Source organism: Pseudomonas sp. 2hn, from assembly GCF_019646095.1.
Classification (GTDB): Bacteria; Pseudomonadota; Gammaproteobacteria; order Pseudomonadales; family Pseudomonadaceae; genus Aquipseudomonas; species Aquipseudomonas peradeniyensis.
Genome location: NZ_CP081016.1, coordinates 2,672,960 through 2,692,813 on the forward strand (window position 1 = coordinate 2,672,960; position 19,854 = coordinate 2,692,813).

The following is a 19,854-nucleotide window of genomic DNA, read 5'->3' on the forward strand; positions in this document are numbered from 1 at the left end:
ACGATGAACGGTGGGTGTGTATCGGCCGGGGCAAACGTTTTCCCCGTGGGTGGACGGCAGGCAGCGAGGGTTGCTCTGCTATGTTTATCCGCAGCGCTTTTCGGACCAACGGTGTCGGCCGGCAGACAGGGAGACAGTCATGCGTTATTCCACGCTCACCCAACGTATTGCCGGCCATGCAGTTGCCGCCTGGGACATTCACTACCAGGCCCTGGAGCAGCGCCGACAGGGGCGCGAGATTATCCTGCTGTCGGTGGGCGACCCCGATTTCGACACTCCGGCCCCGGTGGTCGAGGCCGCCGTGGCCAGCCTGCGGCGTGGCGACACCCATTACAGCGATGTGCGCGGCAGCCTCGCCCTGCGTGAGGCAGTGGTGCGCCATAGCCAACTGCCCCTCGATCCCGCGCAGGTGGTGGTGACCGCAGGAGCACAGTGCGGTCTGTTCGCGACCTTCCAGTGCCTGTTCGAACCCGGCGACGAGGTGATCGTCGCTGAACCCATGTACGTGACCTATCACGGCGTGTTCGGTGCCTGCGGTGCGCAGGCCGTACCCGTCGCGGTACGCCCGGAGCAGGGGTTTCGCCTGGACCCTGCGGCGGTGGCCAGGGCGATCACCCCGCGCACCCGCGGCCTGCTGCTCAACAGTCCGCACAACCCGACGGGCGTGGTGATCGACCAGGCCGACCTGGAGCGCCTGGCGCAGTTATGTCGCCATCATGACCTGTGGCTGGTCTGCGACGATGTCTACCAGGCGCTGCTGTACGACGGTGAGGCGCCCAACCCGTTGAGCCTGCCGGGCATGGCTGAGCGCTGCGTGTCGATCGGCAGCCTGTCCAAGTCCCATGCCATGAGCGGCTGGCGGGTCGGCTGGGTGATCGGTCCGGCGCTGTTTGCCAGGCACCTCGGTACCCTGGTCATGAGCATGCTGTTCGGCCTGCCGGAGTTCGTCATGCACGCGGCTTGCGTGGCCCTGGACCAGGCGTGGGATGACGTGCGGCGGATGCGCGAGGTCTACCGGCAGCGCCGCGACCGGGTTTGCGCGGTGCTGGAGGGCTGCCCGGGCATTCATGCCCATCGGCCGGCCGGTGGCATGTTCGTGATGCTCGATATCCGTGGCAGCGGGCTCGGCGCCCAGGCGTTCGCCCAGCGCCTGCTGGACGAGGAGGGCGTGGCCCTGCTGCCGGGGGATGGTTTCGGACCGAGTGCGGCGGGGCACCTGCGCCTGGGGCTGGTGCTGGAGGCCGATGTGCTGGAGCAGGTGTGCCGGCGCCTCGCCGCCTGCGCGCTGCGGGTGCTAGCCGAGCAGTCCGGCGGCGATGTTGATGGTAAAGCCGAGGATCGCCGTGTTGAACACGAAACCTACCAGTGAGTGGGCCAGCACCACCCTGCGCATGGCTCGGCCGGCGACGCCGATGTCCGAGGTCTGCACGGCGACGTTGATGGTGAACGAGAAGTAGTGGAAATCCCAGTAGTCCGGGTTGCGCTCGCCGTCGGCAAAGCGCAGGGGCGGCTCATGGCGGTCGCCGGTGTAGAACAGCCGGGCATAATGCAGGCTGAAGATGCAGCCGATCAGCAGCCATGAACCGGCCACGGTCAGCCCGGTGTACAGGTAGTGCAGGGCCATGGCGCTACCCTCCAGGCCGCGACTGGACACCAGTTGCAGGGTGACGGCGGCCAGGCTGGCGATGGCCGAGACGCAGACGGTGATCAGCACCAGGCCGGCGTTTTCATCTTCGATACGGGCGACCTTGCGCACCCGCTCGGCATTGGCCCGCAGGCTCAGCCACAGGACCATGGCCAGGTACAGCCAGACGCCGAGGTTCCAGCCGGCTAGGATATGCTGCACGGTATCGCCGGCGGGGATCAGCCAGCCACCGAGCAGGCCGGCCAGGGTGGCGATACTGAGACGGGGGTGAGTGCGGGTGAGGTGGTGGAAGGCCATGCGGTCCCTTGGCGGATGGGCGTGGGTTGAACTGTAGACTATCGCGGGGCAGGCCCGCTCCCACGCAATGCGCGACAGCCGAGGCGGGGCGTTCAGCCCGGCATGCCATCCACCCGTGCCTGCAGCAGGATCGGCAGGTAGTGCCAGAGGAACAGCAGCAGCGCGGCGCTGCCGAACAGCACCGACAAGCCCAGCCCCAGCGGCGTGAACGGCACCACCACGACCCGGGCCAGCGCCGCCAGCTGGATCAGCGCGAACGCCCAGCCAATGCTGCGCGGCACCGTCAGAGGCCGCCCGGTATGCCCCAGGCTGACCCGGGCCATCATCGCCACGATCAGTCCGGTCATGGCGCCGACCGTCAGGGCGTGGGCGGCCAGGCTCGGATTGATCGCCACCCCGGCATGCCACAGCGCCAGGCCCAGGCAGGCCGGGATCAGCCAGGCGTAGGCCAGGTGCAGTGACCACAGCAGCGGCACCCGCCACAGGCCACGGTCATGCCACAGCGCCAGGCGCACGCCGTGCAGCACCGCCAGGGTGGCGAACAGCGCGGCCATCAGTGGCTGCGGCGCATCGTTGAAGCCCAGTACGTAGGTGAGCGGCAGCGCCACGCTGCCCAGCAGGCAGGCACGATCAAGCCAGGGCCGGGCCGGCGCCGGGCTCATGTTGCCCAGGCCGCGACGGGTGAAGAACGGGATCACACGCCCGCCGATCACGCTCATCATCGCCGCCACCAGCCACAGCCCGGCCAGCACGCCGCGCCGTTGCCACACCTCGTTGCCCTGCAGCCCGCCTGCCAGGGTCAGCCACTGGCAGGCGGCGATCAGCAGCACCAGGACCACGATGGGGTAGTTGTTGCGCAGCCGCCGCTGAATGATCGGCCGGGCCAGGGCCAGCGCCACCAGAGGCAGGAAGGCACCCTCGATCAGGACCAGCAGCCAGGCCGGCAAGGGCAGGAACCAACTGATCCGGCCCAGCAGCCAGAGCAGGAACAGCCCCTGCAGCGGCCGGCCGCTCAGGCCCGGGATGCCGCTCCAGTTCTGTACGGCGGTGAGCAGGAAGCCGGCGACGATGGCCACCGCGAAGCCGAACAGCATTTCATGGCGGTGCCAGGCGAGCATGCCGCCCGCCGGGTCGAGCTGGAACGCGCCGTCCAGCACGCCGGCCCACAGCAACAGGGCAAGCAGGGCGAACAGGCTACCGCCGAGGAAGAACGGACGAAAACCCAGGGCCCAGAGGGCCTGGCGTGGGCGAGCGGTGATCGGCTGGACGAGCATGGCGGGGACCTTGGTTCGATCGGAGCGGTTGAATGGGGTACCATCACGAACCATGCCAGCGTTCAAAGGCCTTGAATATCAAGGTGATGGCACTGCGTGAAGTCATTATGACTCTTTTTGTTTGTAGTCTTTTTGACCTTGATCAGGGTCGAAACGACTCGCTTTGCGCCGTCTTGCGCCCGCCGCGCATTCGGCTTTGCTACAGGATCCCCGCTGTGACCGACCTCCTGCGCAATCCGCTGCTGCAGTACCTTGCCCGCCTGGCCCCGTCCAGCCAGCTGACCATGCGCTACATCCTGCAGGATGCCGCCGACCGCCTGGGCTTCGCCGATGGCGATATCGCCGACGTGCCCTGGCACCGTCTCGAGCCCGGCCATGTGATCGCCCTGGTCGCGGCGCTGCGCGCCGATGGCTACGCGCCCAATACCTCCTCGCTGTACGTCAATGCCGTGCGCGGGGTGATGAACGAGGCCTGGCGCCAGGGGCTGATCGACCACGAGCAGTTGCTGATGATCCGCGAGGTCAAGCCGGCCGGTGGCAGCCGCCTGCCGCCGGGACGCAACCTGCGGCGCAACCTGATCCGTGAACTGATGGATGTATGCGCCGCCGACCCGCGCCCCCAGGGCGTGCGCGACGCAGCGATCCTGGCGCTGCTCTACGGAACCGGCATGCGCAAGTCGGAATCGGTGGACGTCGACCTGGACCAGGTGGACTTCCAGGAGCGCAGCGTGCAAGTGCTGGCCAAGGGCAACCGCCAGCTGGTCAAGTACGCCCCGGCCTGGGCCTTCGACAAGCTGCAGGCCTGGCTCGACCTGCGCCGCCAGCACCTGCCAGCCGGCGAGCACGACGACAGCTTCCTGTTCAACCGCATCCGCCGCGGCAGCCATATCACCCGTGCGCGCATCACCAAGCACGCGATCTACTACATCGCCCGCCAGCGCGGGGCGCAGGTGGGGGCCAAGATCATGCCCCATGATTTTCGCCGGGCGTTCATCACCCGGGTGATCGAGGAGCACGACCTGTCGATCGCGCAGAAGCTCGCGCACCATGCCAACATCCAGACCACGGCGAGCTATGACCGGCGTGATGACAACGAGCGGCGGCGGGCGGTGGAGCGCTTCGATTACTGACCGGCGGCGAACCTCGGCAACCCGTTCTTCGCCGCCTGGCTCAGTGAATGCTCGACGCCAGCTCGAAGATCGGCATGTACATCAGGATCACGATCAGTCCGATCAGCAGGCCGATGAAGGTCATCAGCAAGGGCTCGAACAGTTTGACGAACCACTCGACCCAGCGGCCGATCTCCTGGTCGTGGAAGTCCGCACAGCGCTCGAGCATTTCGCCCAGGTTGCCCGACTGCTCGCCGGCGCGCAGCAGCCGTAGCGAAACCGGCGTGACCAGTTGCCCGGCCTGCAGCGCATCGGACAGCGGCAGGCCCTCGGCGACCCGCCGGCTGGCCTGCTCCAGGCCTTCGGCCGCGCTGCTGCCCAGCAGCCCGCGGGCCATGCCCAAGGCGGTGAGGATGGGAATGCCGCCTTGCAGGAGGATCCCCAACGAGCGATAGAAGCGCGCCAGCTCGTACATCACCAGGCGCTGGTGCAGGGCCGGTAGCCGGCGCAGCAGGCGACCGGCGCCACGGCGCAGCGCCGGATGGCGACGCAGGGCGACCAGCGCGCCGATGCCGGCGAGCGTGCCCAGGCCCAGGGGCAGTTGCTGGGCATGCAGGAACAGGCCGATCTGCATCAGCACCCGCGACAGCCAGGGCAGCTCGGTGCCCATGCCCTCGAACACCAGGCTGAAGCGCGGCACTACATAACCCAGCAGGAACAGCACCACGCCGCCGCCCACCAGCAACAGCAGCAGTGGATAGACCGAAGCGCCGACCAGTTTCTGGCGCACCAGGTCCAGCCGCTGGCGATAGCCGATGTAGCGGTTCAGGGCGTCGCCCAGGGCGCCGGTGCGCTCGCTCGACTGCACCAGGGCCACGTACAGGGCGGGAAACACCCGTGGCTGCTGGGCCAGGGCCTGGGACAGCGAACGCCCCTCATACAGCTGGCGCACCAGCAGCTCCAGGGTCTTGCGCGTGGCGCCACCCGGTGCTTTCTCGGCCAGGCTCTCGAGGGCGTCGATCAGCGGCAGGCCGGCGCCGAGCAGGGTGGCCAGTTCCTGGCTGAACAGCATCAGGTCGAACGCCGCCGTTCGGCGGTGCAGGGCCAGGCCCTGGCGGTGCACGCTGAGCACGCGCAAGCCCTGATCCTCGGCCTGGCGCCGGGCCTGGTCGCTGTCCTCGGCCTCCACCTGCAATTGCACCACGCCCTGGCTGCCCAGGGCCTTGAGCTGATAGCGCATGGCCGGGCTCCTCACTGCCAGCTGGTGATCTCGGCGTTTTCCCCGTCACCGCCGGGCTGGCCGTCCTTGCCCATCGACAGCAGGTCGTACTCGCCGCCGTTCTCGCCGGGCTGCTTGTAGATATAGGGGCGTCCCCAAGGGTCCTGGGGCACCGCTTTCTGCAGGTATGGCCCCGACCAGCGCGCCTCGCCGCCGGGCGCGACCACCAGGGCCTGAAGGCCCTGTTCGCTGCTGGGGTAGTGGCCCACTTCCAGGCGATAGAGGTCCAGGGCCTTGCCCAGGCCTTCGATCTGCGCCCGTGCCACCTTGGCCTCGGAACGGCCCAGCTGGCTGAAGTACTTGGGCGCGACGATGCCGGCCAGCAGGCCCAGCACCACCAGCACCACCAACAATTCGAGCAGGGTGAAGCCGCGTTGGCCGTGGATGTTGCGCTGCATGGTGAAACCCTCCAGTGCGTTTGCCTCTGTCATGCAACAGCCGTGCACGTCTGCGCCGGGCCCTTGCGCCATGCACGCTGGCGGGCGGCACGGCGCTTGCGTCATAGCCGTAAAGCCCGGATCCACGGGGCATTTCCCCCAACATCGGGGGCCACTCTTGATCTTCTGCGACGGGAGGCGACCGACATGCGTGGACTGATCCTGGGACTGGCGGCAGGGCTGATGGCGTTTGGTGCCCAGGCCGACATCTACATCGCCAGCGATGGCAAGGGCGGCTTCGTGTTGTCCAATGTGCATCGGCCAGGACGGCACTATGAACGGGTGATCAAGGAGCGCGGGGTGGCTGGCGGGCCGGTCAACGCCCAGTTGGTAACCGGGCGGCCCTATGCCGACCTGGTGGCGGCCGCGGCCCTGGCCAACGATGTGTCGCCGGCGCTGCTGCATGCGCTGATCAAGGCCGAGTCCGGCTACAACCCCAAGGCCCGTTCGGCCAAGGGGGCGGCGGGATTGATGCAGCTGATGCCGGACACGGCGAAGGAGATGGGCGTGGCGGATGTGCTGGACCCGGCCTCCAACGTCCAGGGCGGGGCGCGCTATATCAAGCGCATGCTCAAGCTGTTCGACAACGACATCACCCTGGCGGTAGCGGCCTATAATGCCGGGCCCGACGCGGTACTCAGCCGGGGGCGGGTGGTGCCGCCGTTTGCCGAGACGCGGCGGTATGTGCCGGCGGTGTTGCGTGAGTATCGGTTGTTGCGGGGGTTGGCCGAGGATGCGCCGCTTTGATCGTGGTGGGGTTTCGAGGTGTTCGCCGTGATGGCTTCTGCGCCTGTGAGATCGAGCGCCGCCCGCGCGGCGCATCGCGGGGCAAGCCCGCTCCCACATCTGTTTCGGGCCAGTCAATCCTGCGCCATTACCTGGTCCGCCCTGTTTGTACGACGCGGTATGCGCGTGGTCGCTGCAGTCGTGCCGCTTGACTTGAGACATGCGCCAAGGCGGGCGACGGTACCCGAACAGGAAAAATTGGCCCGAAACAAATGTGGGAGCGGGCTTGTCCCGCGATGCGCCGCGCGGGCGGCGCTCGATCTTATAGGCGCTGCACCTGTTGCGGCAAGCACCTGGCAGCCCTCACTCGATCAATAGCCCACCCGACACCCCATGCTTCCCCCAACTCTGGGCTATAACCTCTAGAGGTGCCCAGCCGCGGAGCCCGCCATGGACCTCGCCCCCCGTCCCGACACACTGCTGCCCGCCGACACCGGCCAGGCGCGCAAGCCATTCAACCTGCTGCGCTGGTACGCCTGGGTGAGCCTGGCCATCATCCTCTCGGTGGGTGTCGGGCTGGGCCTGATCTCCAGCCGCTTCATCATCGACGAGAGCGTCGAGCGCGATGCCTTGCTCACCGCGCAGTTCATCACCTCCATCGCCGACGCCGAAGTGCGCCATGTGTCGATTCCCAACGTGCGGACCATGGGCGAATTGCTCGACCCGCGTACCGACCACGCCTTGTCGGACGTCGATCCCGAGGCCCGGCGCCGGGCCCGGGGCGAGTTCCTCGACCATATCGCCCACCTGCCGGACATGCTCCTGGCCAACATCTACGCCCCTGACCGCACGGTGATCTGGTCGAGCAACCCGGCCTTGATCGGCAAGCTGATCGAGTCGGACGACGACCTCGACCGAGCCTTCGAGTACAAGATGCGGGTGTCGGCCAGTTACCACGATTTCGAGCAGGCGCGCAGCGAACAGAAGTTCGTCACCCCGCCCGAACAGCTGTTCATCGAGAACTACATCCCCCTGTTCGATGCCGACGGCGAGCAGGTCACGGCCATGGTCGAGATCTACAAGGAGCCCCACGACCTGATCGTGCGCATCGAGCACGGCCTGCTGCTGATCTGGCTGGCCATCGCCGTGGGCGCCGGGCTGGTCTACGTCGGCCTGTACGGCATCATGCGCCGCGCTGCCCGATTGATGGCGGTGCAGCAGAAGCGGCTGATCGGCAACGAAACCTTCGTCGCCCTGGGCGAGGTGTCGTCGGCGGTGGCGCACAGCCTGCGCAACCCGCTGGCGAGCATCCGCTCCAGCGCCGAACTGGCCCAGGCGTTCGACGAAGGCCCGGCGCAGAAGAACATCAGCGACATCATCAGCCAGGTCGACCGGATGTCGCAGTGGGTGCGCGAGCTGCTGCAGTCGCTGCGCCCGCTTGGCGACGAGGCCGTGCCGGTGGATGTGGCCCAGGCCCTGCGCGACAGCCTCCAGGCCCATGGCCAGGCGCTGCAACAGGGTGGCGTGCGGTTGGTACTGGCCGACCTGCCGACGGTCCGGGTGCTGGGCCAGCCGGCCTTGCTCGGGCAGATCTTCAACAGCCTGATCGCCAACGCCCTGGAGTCAATGGAGGCGGGTGGCGAGCTACGCGTGGAGGTGATGCGTCACGACCGGCGCACCCTCAGCCTGCGCCTCTCGGACACCGGCAAGGGTATGAGCGAGCAGCAGCAGCGCATGGCTTTCCGGCCATTTTTCACCACCAAGCAGGGTGGCGTTGGGGTGGGGCTGATGCTGGTCAAGCGGATCATGGAGTGCTTTGGTGGCTCGGTGCGGTTGAGCAGTCGCGAGGGGATGGGGACACGGGTGCTGTTGAATTTTCGCGTGGCAGCAACGTGATTTTTTACTGTAAGTAAATTTCTTAACGTATTGTTTTAAAAGAAATTTATGAAATATGGGGTGCGACTCCCCAGAAGTGGGGAATTTTTCAACATTCAGCATTAATAAATCAGTTCAAGCCTATGATTTATAACAAAAAACAAAATACTCAATGCGCTGGCTGACTTTTTGCTAGACCTGACACAGGCCTGAGGTGGCACCATCTGCCCGGCCTCAATGAAGTCACTTTGCTACCATCGGTAGCAAGGGCATGCCGATAGCCCTCATCGGCCCCCAGGCGGGAGCGACGCGATGCAGACGCTCGAAAACGATGCCCCCGACAAGCCCGGCGCTTCCGCCACCGGGCTGGCCGCGCCGCTGCGCGAGTTCAACTTGCTGCGCTGGTTCTCGCTGGTCAGCCTGCTGATCATCGCCTCGGTCGCCGGCGGGCTGGGATATGTCTCGACGCGTTTCGTGGTGCGTGACAGCGTCGAGCGCGACGCCATGCTCACCGCCCAGTTCATCCAGGCCATGGCCCAGGCCGAGGTGCGCCATTCGCAGCTGCCGCCGGGCATCACCATGGGCGAGCTGCTCGACCCGCGCCTGGACCAGCAGCACCTGCAGTTCACCCCGCAACTGGCCGAGTCGACCCGGGTCGAATTCCTCGACCACGTCGAACACCTGCCCGACACCCTGCTGGCCAATGTCTATGCCCGCGACCGCCTGGTGGTCTGGTCGACCAACCCCAACCTGATCGGCAAGCGCATCGACGAGGACGACGACCTGGAGCATGCCTTCCATTCGCGCCAGTCGGTATCGGCCAGCTACCACAAGGCCGACGAGGATCGCGAGGAGCAGAAGTTCCAGCGCGAGCCCCGGCACCTGTTCATCGAGAACTACATCCCGCTGTTCGACAGTCAGGGCGAGCAGGTACTGGCGATGGTCGAGATCTACAAGGAACCCCAGGACCTGGTGCGGCGCATCCAGCGCGGCTATGTGCTGATCTGGGCCTCGACCCTGGTCGGCGGGGCGCTGATCTACTTCGGCCTGTTCTGGATCGTGCGCCGCGCCGCCAGCCTGCTGCACCACCAGCAGGACCGCCTGGTGGCCAGCGAGACCTACGTGGCCCTGGGCGAGATGTCCTCGGCGGTGGCCCACAGCCTGCGCAACCCGTTGGCCAACATCCGCTCCAGCGCGGAACTGGCGCAGGACATCGCCAGCCCGGCGGCGCAGAAGAACATCGGCGATATCATTACCCAGGTCGACCGCATGTCGCGCTGGGTCCGCGACCTGCTGGTATCGTTGCGCCCGGCCAGCGACGAGCCCGAATCGGTGGACCTGGTGGCGGCCATCGAGGATGCGCGCCAGACCTTCGCCCCGCAGATCGAGCGCAACGGCGTGCGCTTCGCCTTCGATGGGCCGCCAGCGCAATGGGTGGCCAGCCAGCCGCTGCAACTGACGCAGATCCTCAACAGCCTGTTCGCCAACGCCCTGGAGGCTATGCCCCAGGGCGGCGAGCTGCGCGCCGAGGTGCGCCAGCTGGAAGGCCAGCAGGCCCAGCTGCAGCTCAGCGACACCGGCAAGGGCATGAGCGAGCAGCAGCGGCGCATGGTGTTCAAGCCGTTCTTCACCACCAAGCAGGGCGGGCTGGGTGTCGGCCTGGCCCTGGTCAAGCGGATCATGGAACGCTTTGGCGGCGCGGTCGAACTGACCAGCCGCGAAGAGGAAGGAACCCGCGTCAGCCTGACTTTCAACATTGCAGCGGGAGGGGACCATGGAGCACAGCATCCTGGTGGTCGAGGATGATGAAATCCTTGCCGATAACATTCGCACCTACCTGAGCCTGAAAGGCTTCGAGGTCACGGTGTGCCACAGCGCGGAGCTGGCGTTGGAGCAGATCAAGCGCGCCCAGCCGGACGCCGTGCTGACCGACAACTCGCTGCCCGGCATGAGCGGCCACGACCTGCTGCGCACGCTGGTGGCACAGGCGCCGGAGCTCAAGGTGATCATGATGACCGGCTACGGCAACGTCGAGGACGCCGTGCTGGCCATGAAGGAGGGGGCATTCCACTACCTGACCAAGCCGGTGGTGCTGGCCGAGCTCAAACTGATGCTGGACAAGGCCCTGGCCGCCGAGCGCATGGAGCGCACGCTGTCGTTCTACCAGGAGCGCGAGGCGCAGAAGTCCGGACTGCAGGCGCTGATCGGCGAGTCGCCGGCCATGCTCGAGCTCAAGCACACCCTGCGCCAGCTGCTCGAAGCCGAGCAGCGCATGGCCAGCGGCGACCTGCCGCCAGTACTGGTCGAGGGCGAGACCGGCACCGGCAAGGAACTGGTGGCCCGCGCCCTGCATTTCGACGGCAGCCGGGCCAAGGGACCGTTTATCGAGTTCAACTGCGCCTCGATCCCCGCCAACTTGCTGGAGGCCGAGCTGTTCGGTCATGAAAAGGGTGCCTTCACCGATGCCAAGGAGCGCCGTGTAGGCCTGGTCGAGGCGGCCGACGGCGGCACCTTGTTCCTCGACGAGATCGGCGAGATGGACCTGGTGCTGCAGGCCAAGCTGCTCAAGCTGCTGGAGGATCGCACCATCCGCCGCATCGGCGCGGTCAAGGAGCGCAAGGTCGACCTGCGGGTGATCAGCGCCACCAACTGCAACCTCGAGCAGATGGTCCAGCAGGGCAAGTTCCGCCGCGACCTGTTCTTCCGCCTGCGCATCATCGTCCTCAAGGTGCCGCGCCTGCACGCGCGCGGGCAGGATATCCTGCGCCTGGCCCGGCATTTCCTGGCCCACCACGGGCGGCGCTACGGCAAGCCCAACCTGCGCTTCTCGGCCGAGGCCGAAGCGCTGATGCTGGGCTACGGCTGGCCGGGCAACGTGCGCGAGTTGCGCAACATGCTCGAGCAGACGGTGCTGCTGGCGCCCAGCGAGGTGATCGGCGCCCATCAGCTGAACCTGTGTCTGACCCTGGTCGACGAGCCACAGGCGCAACCGGCGCAGGTCCTGGCATTCGAAGCGCCGCGCCACGAGCCCCCGAGCGCCGCCAGCCTGCCGGACATGGAGCGCGACATGGTCTGCCGCACGCTTGATCGCACCGACTGGAACGTCACCAAGTCGGCGCGTTTGCTGGGGCTGTCGCGGGACATGCTGCGCTACAAGATCGAGAAACTCGGCCTGACCCGCCCGGACAAGCGCCAGTGGTGACCAGCCCTGCGCTCTCATGGAAAAAACTTAATTTCTTGATTTAACTGGGGAAACGTGGGAGCGGGCTTGTCGGAACGCCGCACCGCCCGGATCACCGGCTATGCCGGTGCCATACACCGCATCGCGGGGCAAGCCCGCTCCCACGCTGTTGATGCTGGCAACCCTGTTCCCTGCGCGACAGCGCAGCCCGAAGTGCGGGGCGATCTCCTACAGGGACCGAGTAGCGTTATGGGCTCAAGGTTTCCCGCCAGTCCCTGACCCACCACCGTCACGCCCCATCCCCTCCGACCCACTACCCCCCATCCCCGGCAGATCACGATCATCGTTCTGCTCGGCTGGCGGGCTGTCCGGGTCATTACCCTTGATCCGCGGGTCGGTGTCCCGTGGCATGGGCTTCTCGATCGGGTTGAGGGTGCTGTCGACCCCCGGCTGTGGCGCCGGATTGTGCGGATCGTCAGGGTAGGTGGCGCCGGTACCGGCGGCCAGGGCCAGGGGCGAGGCGAGCAGGGCGGCGAGGAGGAAGGCGTGTTTCATGGGGCAGGCTCCTTTGCGACGGAGAAAGCGGCCCTGCCTGCGCAGGGCCTCTGTCTCACTTGGGCCTGTGACCCGTCAGCAAGGTGCCATGACGGCGACCAATGGTCACACCACCATCGACAGCAGCATGATGAAGATGATGCCGACCACCGAGAGGATGGTCTCCATCATGCTCCAGGTCTTGAAGGTCTCGGCCACGGTCATGTTGAAGTACTGCTTGACCAGCCAGAACCCGGCGTCGTTGACGTGGGACAGGATCAAGGAACCGGCGCCGGTGGCCAGCACCAGCAGCTCACGGTTGACCCCCGGCACCAGATCGATCACCGGGGCGACGATGCCGGCGCCGGTGATGGTGGCCACGGTGGCGGAGCCGGTGGCGATGCGGATCACCGCCGCCACCAGCCAGGCCAGCAGGATCGGCGAGATCTCGGCCTGCACCGCCATCTGCCCGATCACGTTGCCGACGCCGGTGTCCACCAGCATCTGCTTGAAGCCGCCGCCGGCGCCGACGATCAGCACGATGGCGGCGGTGGGCGCCAGGCTCTGGTCGAGCATCTTCATGATCTGCTGGCGGTTGAAGCCGCGGGCCGAGCCGAAGGTGTAGAAGGCCAGCAGCAAGGCGGCGAGCAGGGCGGTGATCGGGTGGCCGATCAGGTCCATCCACTGGCGCACGATGTGCTCGGCCGGCAATACCACGTCGGCGAAGGTTTTCAGCAGCATCAGCACCACCGGCAGCAGCACGGTGATCAGGGTCACGCTGAAGCTCGGCAGGTTCTGCTGGTTCGACTCGCGGGCGATCTGGTCCATCAGCTCCTGGGACGGGTTGCCCGGGATGTAGCGCGAGATGAAGTTACCGAACAGGGGACCGGCGATCACCGCGGTCGGCAGGGCCACCAGCAGGCCGTAGAAGATGGTCTTGCCGATGTCTGCGTGGAAGATGCCGATCGCCAGCAGCGGCCCCGGGTGCGGCGGCACCAGGCCGTGCACCACCGAAAGGCCCGCCAGCAGCGGGATGCCGATCTTCACCAGCGACACGCCGGAGCGGCGGGCGACGATGAACACCAGCGGGATCAGCAGCACGAAGCCGATCTCGAAGAACAGCGGGATGCCCACCAGGAAGGCGGCGAACATCATCGCCCAGTGCACCTTCTGCTTGCCGAAGGCGCGGATCAGGGTCTGGGCGATCTGGTCGGCGCCGCCGGAGTCGGCCATCAGCTTGCCGAGCATGGTGCCCAGCGCCAGGACGATGCCGACGAAGCCGAGCACGCCGCCGAAGCCGTCCTGGAACGATTTCATCACCTTGGCCACCGGCATGCCGGAGGTCAGGCCGAGAAAGCCTGCGGCCAGGGTCAGGGCGACGAAGGGGTGAACTTTGAAATGGGTGATCAGCAGGATGAGCCCGACGATGGTGACCATCGCGTCGAGCAACAGGAAGGTATCGGTAGCCAGTCCGAACATGGTTCGTGAACCTCGGTCTTTTCGTTGTTGTTTTGGTGTCGCGTGTCTTGCGTCATTGCGTCTTGAGAAGCATGGAGACAGCGCTGTCTTTGGTGAGCCGGAAAAACCGCCGGATCAGGCAGTCCGCGCCAGCGCCTGCTCACCGCAAGGCTTTAGCCATTGGTGCACGTCCTCGGCCAGCGTCGTCAGCGGGCGGGTGGCATCCAGGGCCAGGGTCAGGGGCTCGGCGTGCGGCGGCTCCAGCGCGGCGAACTGGCTGTCGATCAGGCTGGCTGGCATGAAGTGGCCTGGGCGGGCCAGCACGCGCTTTTCCGCTTCCTGCGGGGTCAGTTCGAGGAACACGAAGCACAGTTCGGGCACGGCCTGGCGCAGGGTGTCGCGGTAGCGGCGCTTGAGGGCCGAGCAGGTCAGGATCGGGCGCTCGCCGGCGGCCAGGGTATGTTGCAGTTCCTGGCCCAGGCGCACCAGCCAGCCGGCGCGGTCGTCGTCGTCCAGGGGAATGCCGGCACTCATCTTGGCGATGTTCGCGGCGGGGTGGAAGGCATCGCCTTCGATCAGGCGGCCGCCGCTGCGGGTGGCGATGGCGGCGCCGACGCTGCTTTTACCACAGCCGGCTACGCCCATGACCACGATCGCGGACAGGGAAGGGTTCATCTGTACCTCCTGCTGGGTGAGATAGCGCTGTCTCGGTCGGGACGAGCCGAAGGTCTTGCGCCACCCTCCCGGGTGTTATTGATCTTGTCTTTGGCAGTATGGACGCTGAACGCATGCCTGCTACCAAGATTGCATTGCCTGCATTCAGAGACAGCGCTACCTTAGTGACCGTTCCCCATTCCTGCAAGCGGTAAAATTACAACACTCATGTCCCGCACTGGCTCGCGCACTACCGGTCGTCCCACCCTGGCGGAAGTCGCCAGGCTTTCCGGGGTTTCCCCCATCACCGCCTCCCGCGCCCTGCGTGGCGTCAGCACGGTCGCGCCGGAACTGGCGCAGAAGGTCATGGCTGCGGCGGCCAGCCTCGGCTACGTCGCCAACCCGGCGGCGCGCGCCCTGGCCTCGGCGCGCAGCCAGTCGGTGGTGGTGTTGATCCCGTCGCTGTCCAACCAGCTGTTCATCGACACCCTCGAGGCCATCCACGAGGTGATGCGCCCTCGTGGCCTGGAGGTGCTGATCGGCAACTATCACTACGATATTGCCGAGGAAGAGAACCTGATCCGCAACTACCTGGCCTACCAACCGTGCGGCATGCTGCTCACCGGCTTCGAGCGCAGCGACGCCTCGCGGCAGATGCTCGCCGCCAGCCGGGTGCCGTGCGTGCATATGATGGAGCTGGGCGGCGAGGCCGATGCCCTGTCGGTGGGCTTCTCCCAACACGAGGCCGGTCGCGCCGCAGCGCGCCACCTGATCGAGCGGGGCCGTCGGCGCCTGGGGTTCATTGCCGCGCAGCTCGACCCGCGGGTGATGCAGCGCGCCGAGGGCTTCCGCCAGGCCCTGGCCGAGGCCGGCCTGCAGGCGCCCGAGCTGGAAATGCTCGATCCGCAGCCGTCTTCCATCGGCCTGGGCGGCACGCTGTTCAGCCGCTTGCTGGCCAAGGCGCCGGATGTCGACGGCATCTTCTTCTGCAACGACGACCTGGCCCAGGGCGCGGTGCTGCAGGCGCTGCGCGAGGAAGTCGAGGTGCCGCGGCGGGTGGCGATGGTCGGCTTCAACGACCTGCCGGCCTCGGCGCACATGGTCCCGCGCCTGACCTCGATCCGCACCCCGCGCGCGGCGGTCGGCCGCGGCGCGGCCCAGGCGCTGCTGGCGCTGCTCGACGGCAAGCGGGTGGCCACCGGGCAGCAGGACCTGGGGTTCGAGTTGATGGTGCGGGAGAGTTCTTAGGGCGGTAAACATTGGACCGCACTGTCGTATGGGAAATCGGTGATTTCCCATTTAATCGGTACCCACCTGATAATTTTGCCAGTTGCGTCCGTCCTCCTGACTGACAACGCTGCCAGTAGATATCAGGGGGACTGAGCCATGGTGGCAACAACCTATTTATTGCAGTTGGATAGCAAGGGTACAGTGACGTCCACCCGCTCTAACTCAGGCAATGTAGACCTTGAATACTCCGTCTACGGTTTGAATTCAGTGTCCCTGCCTTGCGCGCCATTATCTAGGTTCAACGGTCAGTTATTCGAATTGCCTTGCGGTCACTACCTGCTGGGAAACGGCTACCGAGGATACAACCCGGTATTGATGCGCTTTAACTCTCCAGACAGTTACAGTCCGTTTGGGACCGGAGGATTGAACGGATTTGCATACTGTGCCGGCGACCCCGTCAATCGAACAGACCCGTCCGGGCACATGCATCGCGTCAAATCATCGGTTAAAGGTCTGATGGGCAAAGCAGAACCCAGGCCTGCCCTGACGGGTTATCGGAGTCTGTCGGGGGATCTCGACAATGTGTCCACGTTCTCTGCGGGAGTACTCGCAACCCCCACTGCTCCGGCTTTCGATGAATTAAGTCGGCGTGACTCCCTATCATCTCTTGCATCGGGTTATACGCCCAGTGCGCCACCAGTCTCTGAGATCGTCAGGCGTCATTCGAGTGCGTCACAGGAGTCGGAACATATACCTACTGCGCCACCGGTAGTTGAGTTTGTGCGACGTACCTCCGTGGAGTCGATCATTTCAAACAACATGCCATCAGCTCCGATGTTCGACGGCACGGGTGATCAGGCGCTGCAAGCTGGGGGCGTTGTGCGCCCACAAGCTCCAACAACCGCTATGCCTCCCTCCAGCGCTGCGGTTGGACAACAGGTAAGGGAGGCGAGTTGAGCATTTACTGAATCTGCCTGCACAAAACGGATAGCACTCTGCACAATCCGGATATCCCCGTCCCACCCAGGGACCTAACCTGACCCGGCCTGAACAATAACAACGGAGGCCCTGGCCATGTCCCTGGGATTCGACTATCTCAATGCCTTGCTCGAGGATGACCGGGAGAAGGGCGTCTACCGCTGCAAGCGGGAGATGTTCACCGACCCGCGCCTGTTCGACCTGGAGATGAAGCACATCTTCGAGGGCAACTGGATCTACCTGGCCCATGAAAGCCAGATCCCCGCCAACAACGATTTCCTCACCCTGACCATGGGGCGCCAGCCGATCTTCATCGCGCGCAACAAGGACGGGGAACTCAATGCCTTCCTCAACGCCTGCAGCCACCGCGGCGCCATGCTTTGCCGGCACAAGCGCGGCAACCGGGCAAGCTACACCTGCCCGTTTCACGGCTGGACCTTCAATAACAGCGGCAAGCTGCTCAAGGTCAAGGATCCGGGCAACGCCGGCTACCCCGACAGCTTCAACTGCGACGGCTCCCACGACCTGACCAAGGTCGCCCGTTTCGAGTCGTACCGGGGCTTCCTGTTCGGCAGCCTGAATGCCGAGGTCAAGCCGCTGGTCGAGCACCTGGGCGAGTCGGCGAAGATCATCGACATGATCGTCGACCAGTCGCCCGAGGGCCTGGAAGTGCTGCGCGGTGCAAGTTCGTACATCTACGAAGGCAACTGGAAACTCACCGCCGAGAACGGCGCCGACGGCTATCACGTCAGCTCCGTGCACTGGAACTACGCCGCCACCCAGAACCAGCGCAAGCAGCGCGAGGCGGGCGACGAGATCAAGACCATGAGCGCCGGCGCCTGGGCCAAGCAGGGCGGCGGTTTCTACTCCTTCGAGCACGGCCACCTGCTGCTCTGGACCCGCTGGGCCAACCCCGAGGATCGCCCGGCCTATGAGCGACGCGAGCAACTGGCCGCTGACTTCGGCCAGGCCCGCGCCGACTGGATGATCGAGAACTCACGCAACCTGTGCCTGTACCCCAACGTCTACCTGATGGACCAGTTCAGCTCGCAGATCCGCGTGGCCCGACCGATCTCGGTGAACAAGACCGAGATCACCATCTACTGCATCGCGCCCAAGGGTGAAAGCGCCGAGGCCCGCGCCCGACGCATCCGTCAGTACGAGGACTTCTTCAACGTCAGCGGCATGGCCACCCCGGACGACCTGGAGGAGTTCCGCTCCTGCCAGACCGGCTACGGCGCCGGCGCCGGTTGGAACGACATGTCCCGGGGGGCCAAGCACTGGATCGAAGGCCCCGACGCGGCGGCCAGCGAGATCGCGCTCAAGCCGCTGCTGTCGGGCGTGCGCACCGAAGATGAAGGCTTGTTCGTGCTGCAGCACAAGTACTGGCAGGACACCATGGTCCAGGCCCTGAAGGATGAACAACAGCTGATCCCCGTGGAGGCCGTGCAATGAGCCTGCATGACACCGTGCGCGATTTCCTCTACCGCGAGGCGCGCTACCTGGACGATGCCCAGTGGGACCAGTGGCTGGAGCTGTACGCCTGTGACGCGACCTTCTGGATGCCCTCTTGGGATGACGACGACACCCTGACCGAGGACCCGCAAAGCGAGATCTCGCTGATCTGGTACGGCAACCGGGGCGGTCTCGAGGACCGGGTTTTCCGCATCAAGACCGAGCGCTCCAGCGCCACGGTCCCGGACACCCGCACCTCGCACAACCTCAGCAACATCGAGATCGTCGCGGTGGACGAGGGCAGCTGCCAGGTGCGTTTCAACTGGCACACCCTGAGCTTTCGCTACAAGACCACCGACAGTTACTTCGGCACCAGCTTCTACACCCTCGACCTGCAAGGCGAGCAGCCGCTGATCAAGGCCAAGAAGGTGGTCCTGAAGAACGACTACGTGCGCCAGGTCATCGACATCTACCACATCTGATTCACCGCCGAGCCTGTCGGTGTGCCTGAGGGCGCGCCGCGCCCAGGCTCGCCCGCGAGGTGCACCATGAGCTACCAGATCGCACTTAATTTCGAGGACGGGGTCACCCGCTTCATCGAGGCCGCCGGCCACGAGACCGTGGCCGACGCCGCCTACCGCCAGGGCATCAACATCCCGCTGGACTGCCGCGACGGCGCCTGCGGCACCTGCAAGTGCAAGGCCGAGTCCGGGCAATACGCGTTGGGCGACAACTTCATCGAGGACGCCCTGAGCGCGGAGGAAATCGCCCAGGGGTACGTGCTGACCTGCCAGATGCGCGCCGAAAGCGACTGCGTGGTGCGCATCCCGGCTTCGTCGCAAGTGTGCAAGACCGAGCAGGCCAGCTTTGAAGCGGCCATCAGCGACGTGCGCCAGCTGTCGGCCAGCACCATCGCCCTGTCGATCAAGGGCGAGGCGCTCAGCCGCCTGGCGTTCCTGCCGGGGCAGTACGTCAACCTCAAAGTGCCGGGCAGCGAGCAGAGCCGCGCCTACTCGTTCAGTTCGCTGCCCAAGGACGGCGAAGTCAGCTTCCTGATCCGCAACGTGCCGGGCGGGTTGATGAGCAGCTTCCTCACCCAACTGGCCAAGGCTGGTGACAGCATGAGCCTGGCAGGCCCGTTGGGCAGTTTCTACCTGCGGACGATCCAGCGCCCCTTGCTGCTGCTGGCCGGCGGCACGGGCCTCGCGCCATTCACCGCAATGCTGGAGAAGATCGCCGAGCAGGGCAGCGCGCATCCGCTGCACCTTGTTTACGGGGTGACCAATGACTTCGACCTGGTCGAACTGGACCGCCTGCAAGCCCTGGCCACGCGCATTCCCAACTTCACCTTCAGCGCCTGTGTGGCCAACCCCGATAGCCAGTACCCGCAAAAGGGCTACGTCACCCAGCACATCGAGCCGCGCCACCTCAACGACGGCGATGTCGATGTGTACCTGTGCGGCCCGCCGCCGATGGTCGAGGCGGTCAGCCAGTACATCCGCGAGCAGGGCATCACCCCGGCCAATTTCTACTACGAGAAGTTCGCCGCGGCGGCCTGAAGCTTTTATGGGGCTGCCCGCATCGTGCGGGTGAGGGTGGCCTCTTTTTTTCATTGGCTTCGAGAACGCCGGGGCCGCGTTGCGGCCCTTTCGCGGCACAAGGCCGCTCCTACACCAGCCGCGCAGTCCCTGTAGGAGCGGCCTTGTGCCGCGAAAGGAGGGC

At 65.8% G+C, this 19,854-nt stretch carries 18 protein-coding genes; 11 read left to right on the forward strand and 7 right to left on the reverse strand.

The annotated features are described in order from the left end of the window. Positions 1–139: 139 nt before the first annotated feature. Positions 140–1,369: a pyridoxal phosphate-dependent aminotransferase gene (locus K2O50_RS12215; protein WP_050705950.1), complete on the forward strand. Its 1,230-nt coding sequence runs from the start codon at positions 140–142 to the stop codon at positions 1,367–1,369. Here K2O50_RS12215 and K2O50_RS12220 read toward each other — a convergent pair. Together K2O50_RS12220 and K2O50_RS12225 are read right to left on the reverse strand one after the other, a co-directional pair. After that, entirely contained in the window at positions 1,295–1,942 is a 648-nt protein-coding gene (locus K2O50_RS12220; RefSeq protein ID WP_050705949.1) for a DUF1345 domain-containing protein, read from the reverse strand. The genes K2O50_RS12215 and K2O50_RS12220 overlap by 75 nt on opposite strands. Positions 1,943–2,034: 92 nt before the next feature. Continuing rightward, complete coding sequence (locus K2O50_RS12225) at positions 2,035–3,216, reverse strand: NnrS family protein (protein WP_050705948.1); 1,182 nt, start codon at positions 3,214–3,216, stop codon at positions 2,035–2,037. Between the two features lie 215 nt (positions 3,217–3,431). Here K2O50_RS12225 and xerC point away from each other — a divergent pair, with 215 nt between their 5' ends. Then, positions 3,432–4,346 carry a tyrosine recombinase XerC gene (xerC, locus tag K2O50_RS12230; RefSeq protein WP_050705947.1) on the forward strand — a complete coding sequence of 305 codons (915 nt, stop codon included), beginning with the start codon at positions 3,432–3,434 and terminating at the stop codon, positions 4,344–4,346. Between the two features lie 40 nt (positions 4,347–4,386). Here the strand turns inward: xerC and K2O50_RS12235 are convergent, their stop codons facing one another. Continuing rightward, the gene (locus tag K2O50_RS12235) at positions 4,387–5,565 is read right to left on the reverse strand and encodes a type II secretion system F family protein (protein ID WP_050705946.1); all 1,179 of its coding nucleotides are present in this window, start codon (positions 5,563–5,565) and stop codon (positions 4,387–4,389) included. Positions 5,566–5,576: 11 nt separating this feature from the next. Next, positions 5,577–6,002, reverse strand: a complete 426-nt coding sequence (gspG, locus tag K2O50_RS12240; RefSeq protein WP_050705945.1) for a type II secretion system major pseudopilin GspG — start codon at positions 6,000–6,002, stop codon at positions 5,577–5,579. Between the two features lie 186 nt (positions 6,003–6,188). On the opposite strand from gspG, the gene K2O50_RS12245 reads away from it, so the two are divergent. The 4 genes from K2O50_RS12245 (at position 6,189) to K2O50_RS12260 (ending at position 11,844) form a co-directional block, all read left to right on the forward strand. After that, positions 6,189–6,788, forward strand: coding sequence for a lytic transglycosylase domain-containing protein (locus K2O50_RS12245; RefSeq protein WP_050705944.1), 600 nt, complete (start codon positions 6,189–6,191; stop codon positions 6,786–6,788). 429 nt (positions 6,789–7,217) lie between these two features. Continuing rightward, entirely contained in the window at positions 7,218–8,663 is a 1,446-nt protein-coding gene (locus K2O50_RS12250) for an ATP-binding protein (RefSeq protein ID WP_050705943.1), read from the forward strand. A gap of 291 nt (positions 8,664–8,954) precedes the next feature. Beyond that, positions 8,955–10,448, forward strand: a complete 1,494-nt coding sequence (locus K2O50_RS12255; RefSeq protein WP_050705942.1) for a HAMP domain-containing sensor histidine kinase — start codon at positions 8,955–8,957, stop codon at positions 10,446–10,448. Beyond that, positions 10,417–11,844 carry a sigma-54 dependent transcriptional regulator gene (locus K2O50_RS12260; RefSeq protein ID WP_050705941.1) on the forward strand — a complete coding sequence of 476 codons (1,428 nt, stop codon included), beginning with the start codon at positions 10,417–10,419 and terminating at the stop codon, positions 11,842–11,844. The genes K2O50_RS12255 and K2O50_RS12260 overlap by 32 nt, the downstream gene beginning before the upstream one ends. Positions 11,845–12,078: 234 nt before the next feature. On the opposite strand, the gene K2O50_RS12265 is transcribed toward K2O50_RS12260, so the two are convergent. From K2O50_RS12265 to K2O50_RS12275, 3 genes are all read right to left on the reverse strand, one after another. Then, positions 12,079–12,378 (reverse strand): hypothetical protein, encoded by a 300-nt coding sequence (locus tag K2O50_RS12265; protein WP_220690019.1) that lies wholly within the window; start codon positions 12,376–12,378, stop codon positions 12,079–12,081. A gap of 105 nt (positions 12,379–12,483) precedes the next feature. Beyond that, positions 12,484–13,836 (reverse strand): GntP family permease, encoded by a 1,353-nt coding sequence (locus tag K2O50_RS12270; RefSeq protein ID WP_050705103.1) that lies wholly within the window; start codon positions 13,834–13,836, stop codon positions 12,484–12,486. A gap of 114 nt (positions 13,837–13,950) precedes the next feature. Next, on the reverse strand, positions 13,951–14,490 hold the full coding sequence (locus K2O50_RS12275; protein WP_050705104.1) for a gluconokinase: 540 nt from the start codon (positions 14,488–14,490) through the stop codon (positions 13,951–13,953). A 207-nt stretch (positions 14,491–14,697) separates the two neighbouring features. Between K2O50_RS12275 and K2O50_RS12280 the strand changes: the two genes are divergently transcribed. The 5 genes from K2O50_RS12280 to benC all read left to right on the forward strand — a co-directional run bounded on the left by K2O50_RS12280 (position 14,698) and on the right by benC (position 19,691). Then, positions 14,698–15,717, forward strand: coding sequence for a LacI family DNA-binding transcriptional regulator (locus tag K2O50_RS12280; protein ID WP_050705105.1), 1,020 nt, complete (start codon positions 14,698–14,700; stop codon positions 15,715–15,717). Between the two features lie 138 nt (positions 15,718–15,855). Then, complete coding sequence (locus tag K2O50_RS26905) at positions 15,856–16,656, forward strand: RHS repeat-associated core domain-containing protein (protein WP_082337707.1); 801 nt, start codon at positions 15,856–15,858, stop codon at positions 16,654–16,656. Positions 16,657–16,773: 117 nt separating this feature from the next. Beyond that, positions 16,774–18,132, forward strand: a complete 1,359-nt coding sequence (benA, locus tag K2O50_RS12290; protein ID WP_050705106.1) for a benzoate 1,2-dioxygenase large subunit — start codon at positions 16,774–16,776, stop codon at positions 18,130–18,132. After that, the gene (gene benB, locus K2O50_RS12295) at positions 18,129–18,614 is read left to right on the forward strand and encodes a benzoate 1,2-dioxygenase small subunit (protein ID WP_050705107.1); all 486 of its coding nucleotides are present in this window, start codon (positions 18,129–18,131) and stop codon (positions 18,612–18,614) included. Before benA ends, benB begins: the two co-directional genes overlap by 4 nt. 66 nt (positions 18,615–18,680) lie before the next feature. Beyond that, on the forward strand, positions 18,681–19,691 hold the full coding sequence (gene benC / locus K2O50_RS12300; protein ID WP_050705108.1) for a benzoate 1,2-dioxygenase electron transfer component BenC: 1,011 nt from the start codon (positions 18,681–18,683) through the stop codon (positions 19,689–19,691). Positions 19,692–19,854: the final 163 nt, after the last annotated feature.

What these genes read in the sequence shown, in the direction of transcription:
- K2O50_RS12215 (WP_050705950.1), top strand. Translation starts at nt 140, where the DNA reads ATGCGTTATTCCACGCTCACCCAACGTATTGCCGGCCATGCAGTTGCC.
- K2O50_RS12220 (WP_050705949.1), bottom strand. Translation starts at nt 1,942, where the DNA reads ATGGCCTTCCACCACCTCACCCGCACTCACCCCCGTCTCAGTATCGCC.
- K2O50_RS12225 (WP_050705948.1), bottom strand. Translation starts at nt 3,216, where the DNA reads ATGCTCGTCCAGCCGATCACCGCTCGCCCACGCCAGGCCCTCTGGGCC.
- K2O50_RS12235 (WP_050705946.1), bottom strand. Translation starts at nt 5,565, where the DNA reads ATGCGCTATCAGCTCAAGGCCCTGGGCAGCCAGGGCGTGGTGCAATTG.
- gspG (WP_050705945.1), bottom strand. Translation starts at nt 6,002, where the DNA reads ATGCAGCGCAACATCCACGGCCAACGCGGCTTCACCCTGCTCGAATTG.
- K2O50_RS12245 (WP_050705944.1), top strand. Translation starts at nt 6,189, where the DNA reads ATGCGTGGACTGATCCTGGGACTGGCGGCAGGGCTGATGGCGTTTGGT.
- K2O50_RS12250 (WP_050705943.1), top strand. Translation starts at nt 7,218, where the DNA reads ATGGACCTCGCCCCCCGTCCCGACACACTGCTGCCCGCCGACACCGGC.
- K2O50_RS12255 (WP_050705942.1), top strand. Translation starts at nt 8,955, where the DNA reads ATGCAGACGCTCGAAAACGATGCCCCCGACAAGCCCGGCGCTTCCGCC.
- K2O50_RS12260 (WP_050705941.1), top strand. Translation starts at nt 10,417, where the DNA reads ATGGAGCACAGCATCCTGGTGGTCGAGGATGATGAAATCCTTGCCGAT.
- K2O50_RS12265 (WP_220690019.1), bottom strand. Translation starts at nt 12,378, where the DNA reads ATGAAACACGCCTTCCTCCTCGCCGCCCTGCTCGCCTCGCCCCTGGCC.
- K2O50_RS12270 (WP_050705103.1), bottom strand. Translation starts at nt 13,836, where the DNA reads ATGTTCGGACTGGCTACCGATACCTTCCTGTTGCTCGACGCGATGGTC.
- K2O50_RS12275 (WP_050705104.1), bottom strand. Translation starts at nt 14,490, where the DNA reads ATGAACCCTTCCCTGTCCGCGATCGTGGTCATGGGCGTAGCCGGCTGT.
- K2O50_RS12280 (WP_050705105.1), top strand. Translation starts at nt 14,698, where the DNA reads ATGTCCCGCACTGGCTCGCGCACTACCGGTCGTCCCACCCTGGCGGAA.
- K2O50_RS26905 (WP_082337707.1), top strand. Translation starts at nt 15,856, where the DNA reads ATGGTGGCAACAACCTATTTATTGCAGTTGGATAGCAAGGGTACAGTG.
- benA (WP_050705106.1), top strand. Translation starts at nt 16,774, where the DNA reads ATGTCCCTGGGATTCGACTATCTCAATGCCTTGCTCGAGGATGACCGG.
- benB (WP_050705107.1), top strand. Translation starts at nt 18,129, where the DNA reads ATGAGCCTGCATGACACCGTGCGCGATTTCCTCTACCGCGAGGCGCGC.
- benC (WP_050705108.1), top strand. Translation starts at nt 18,681, where the DNA reads ATGAGCTACCAGATCGCACTTAATTTCGAGGACGGGGTCACCCGCTTC.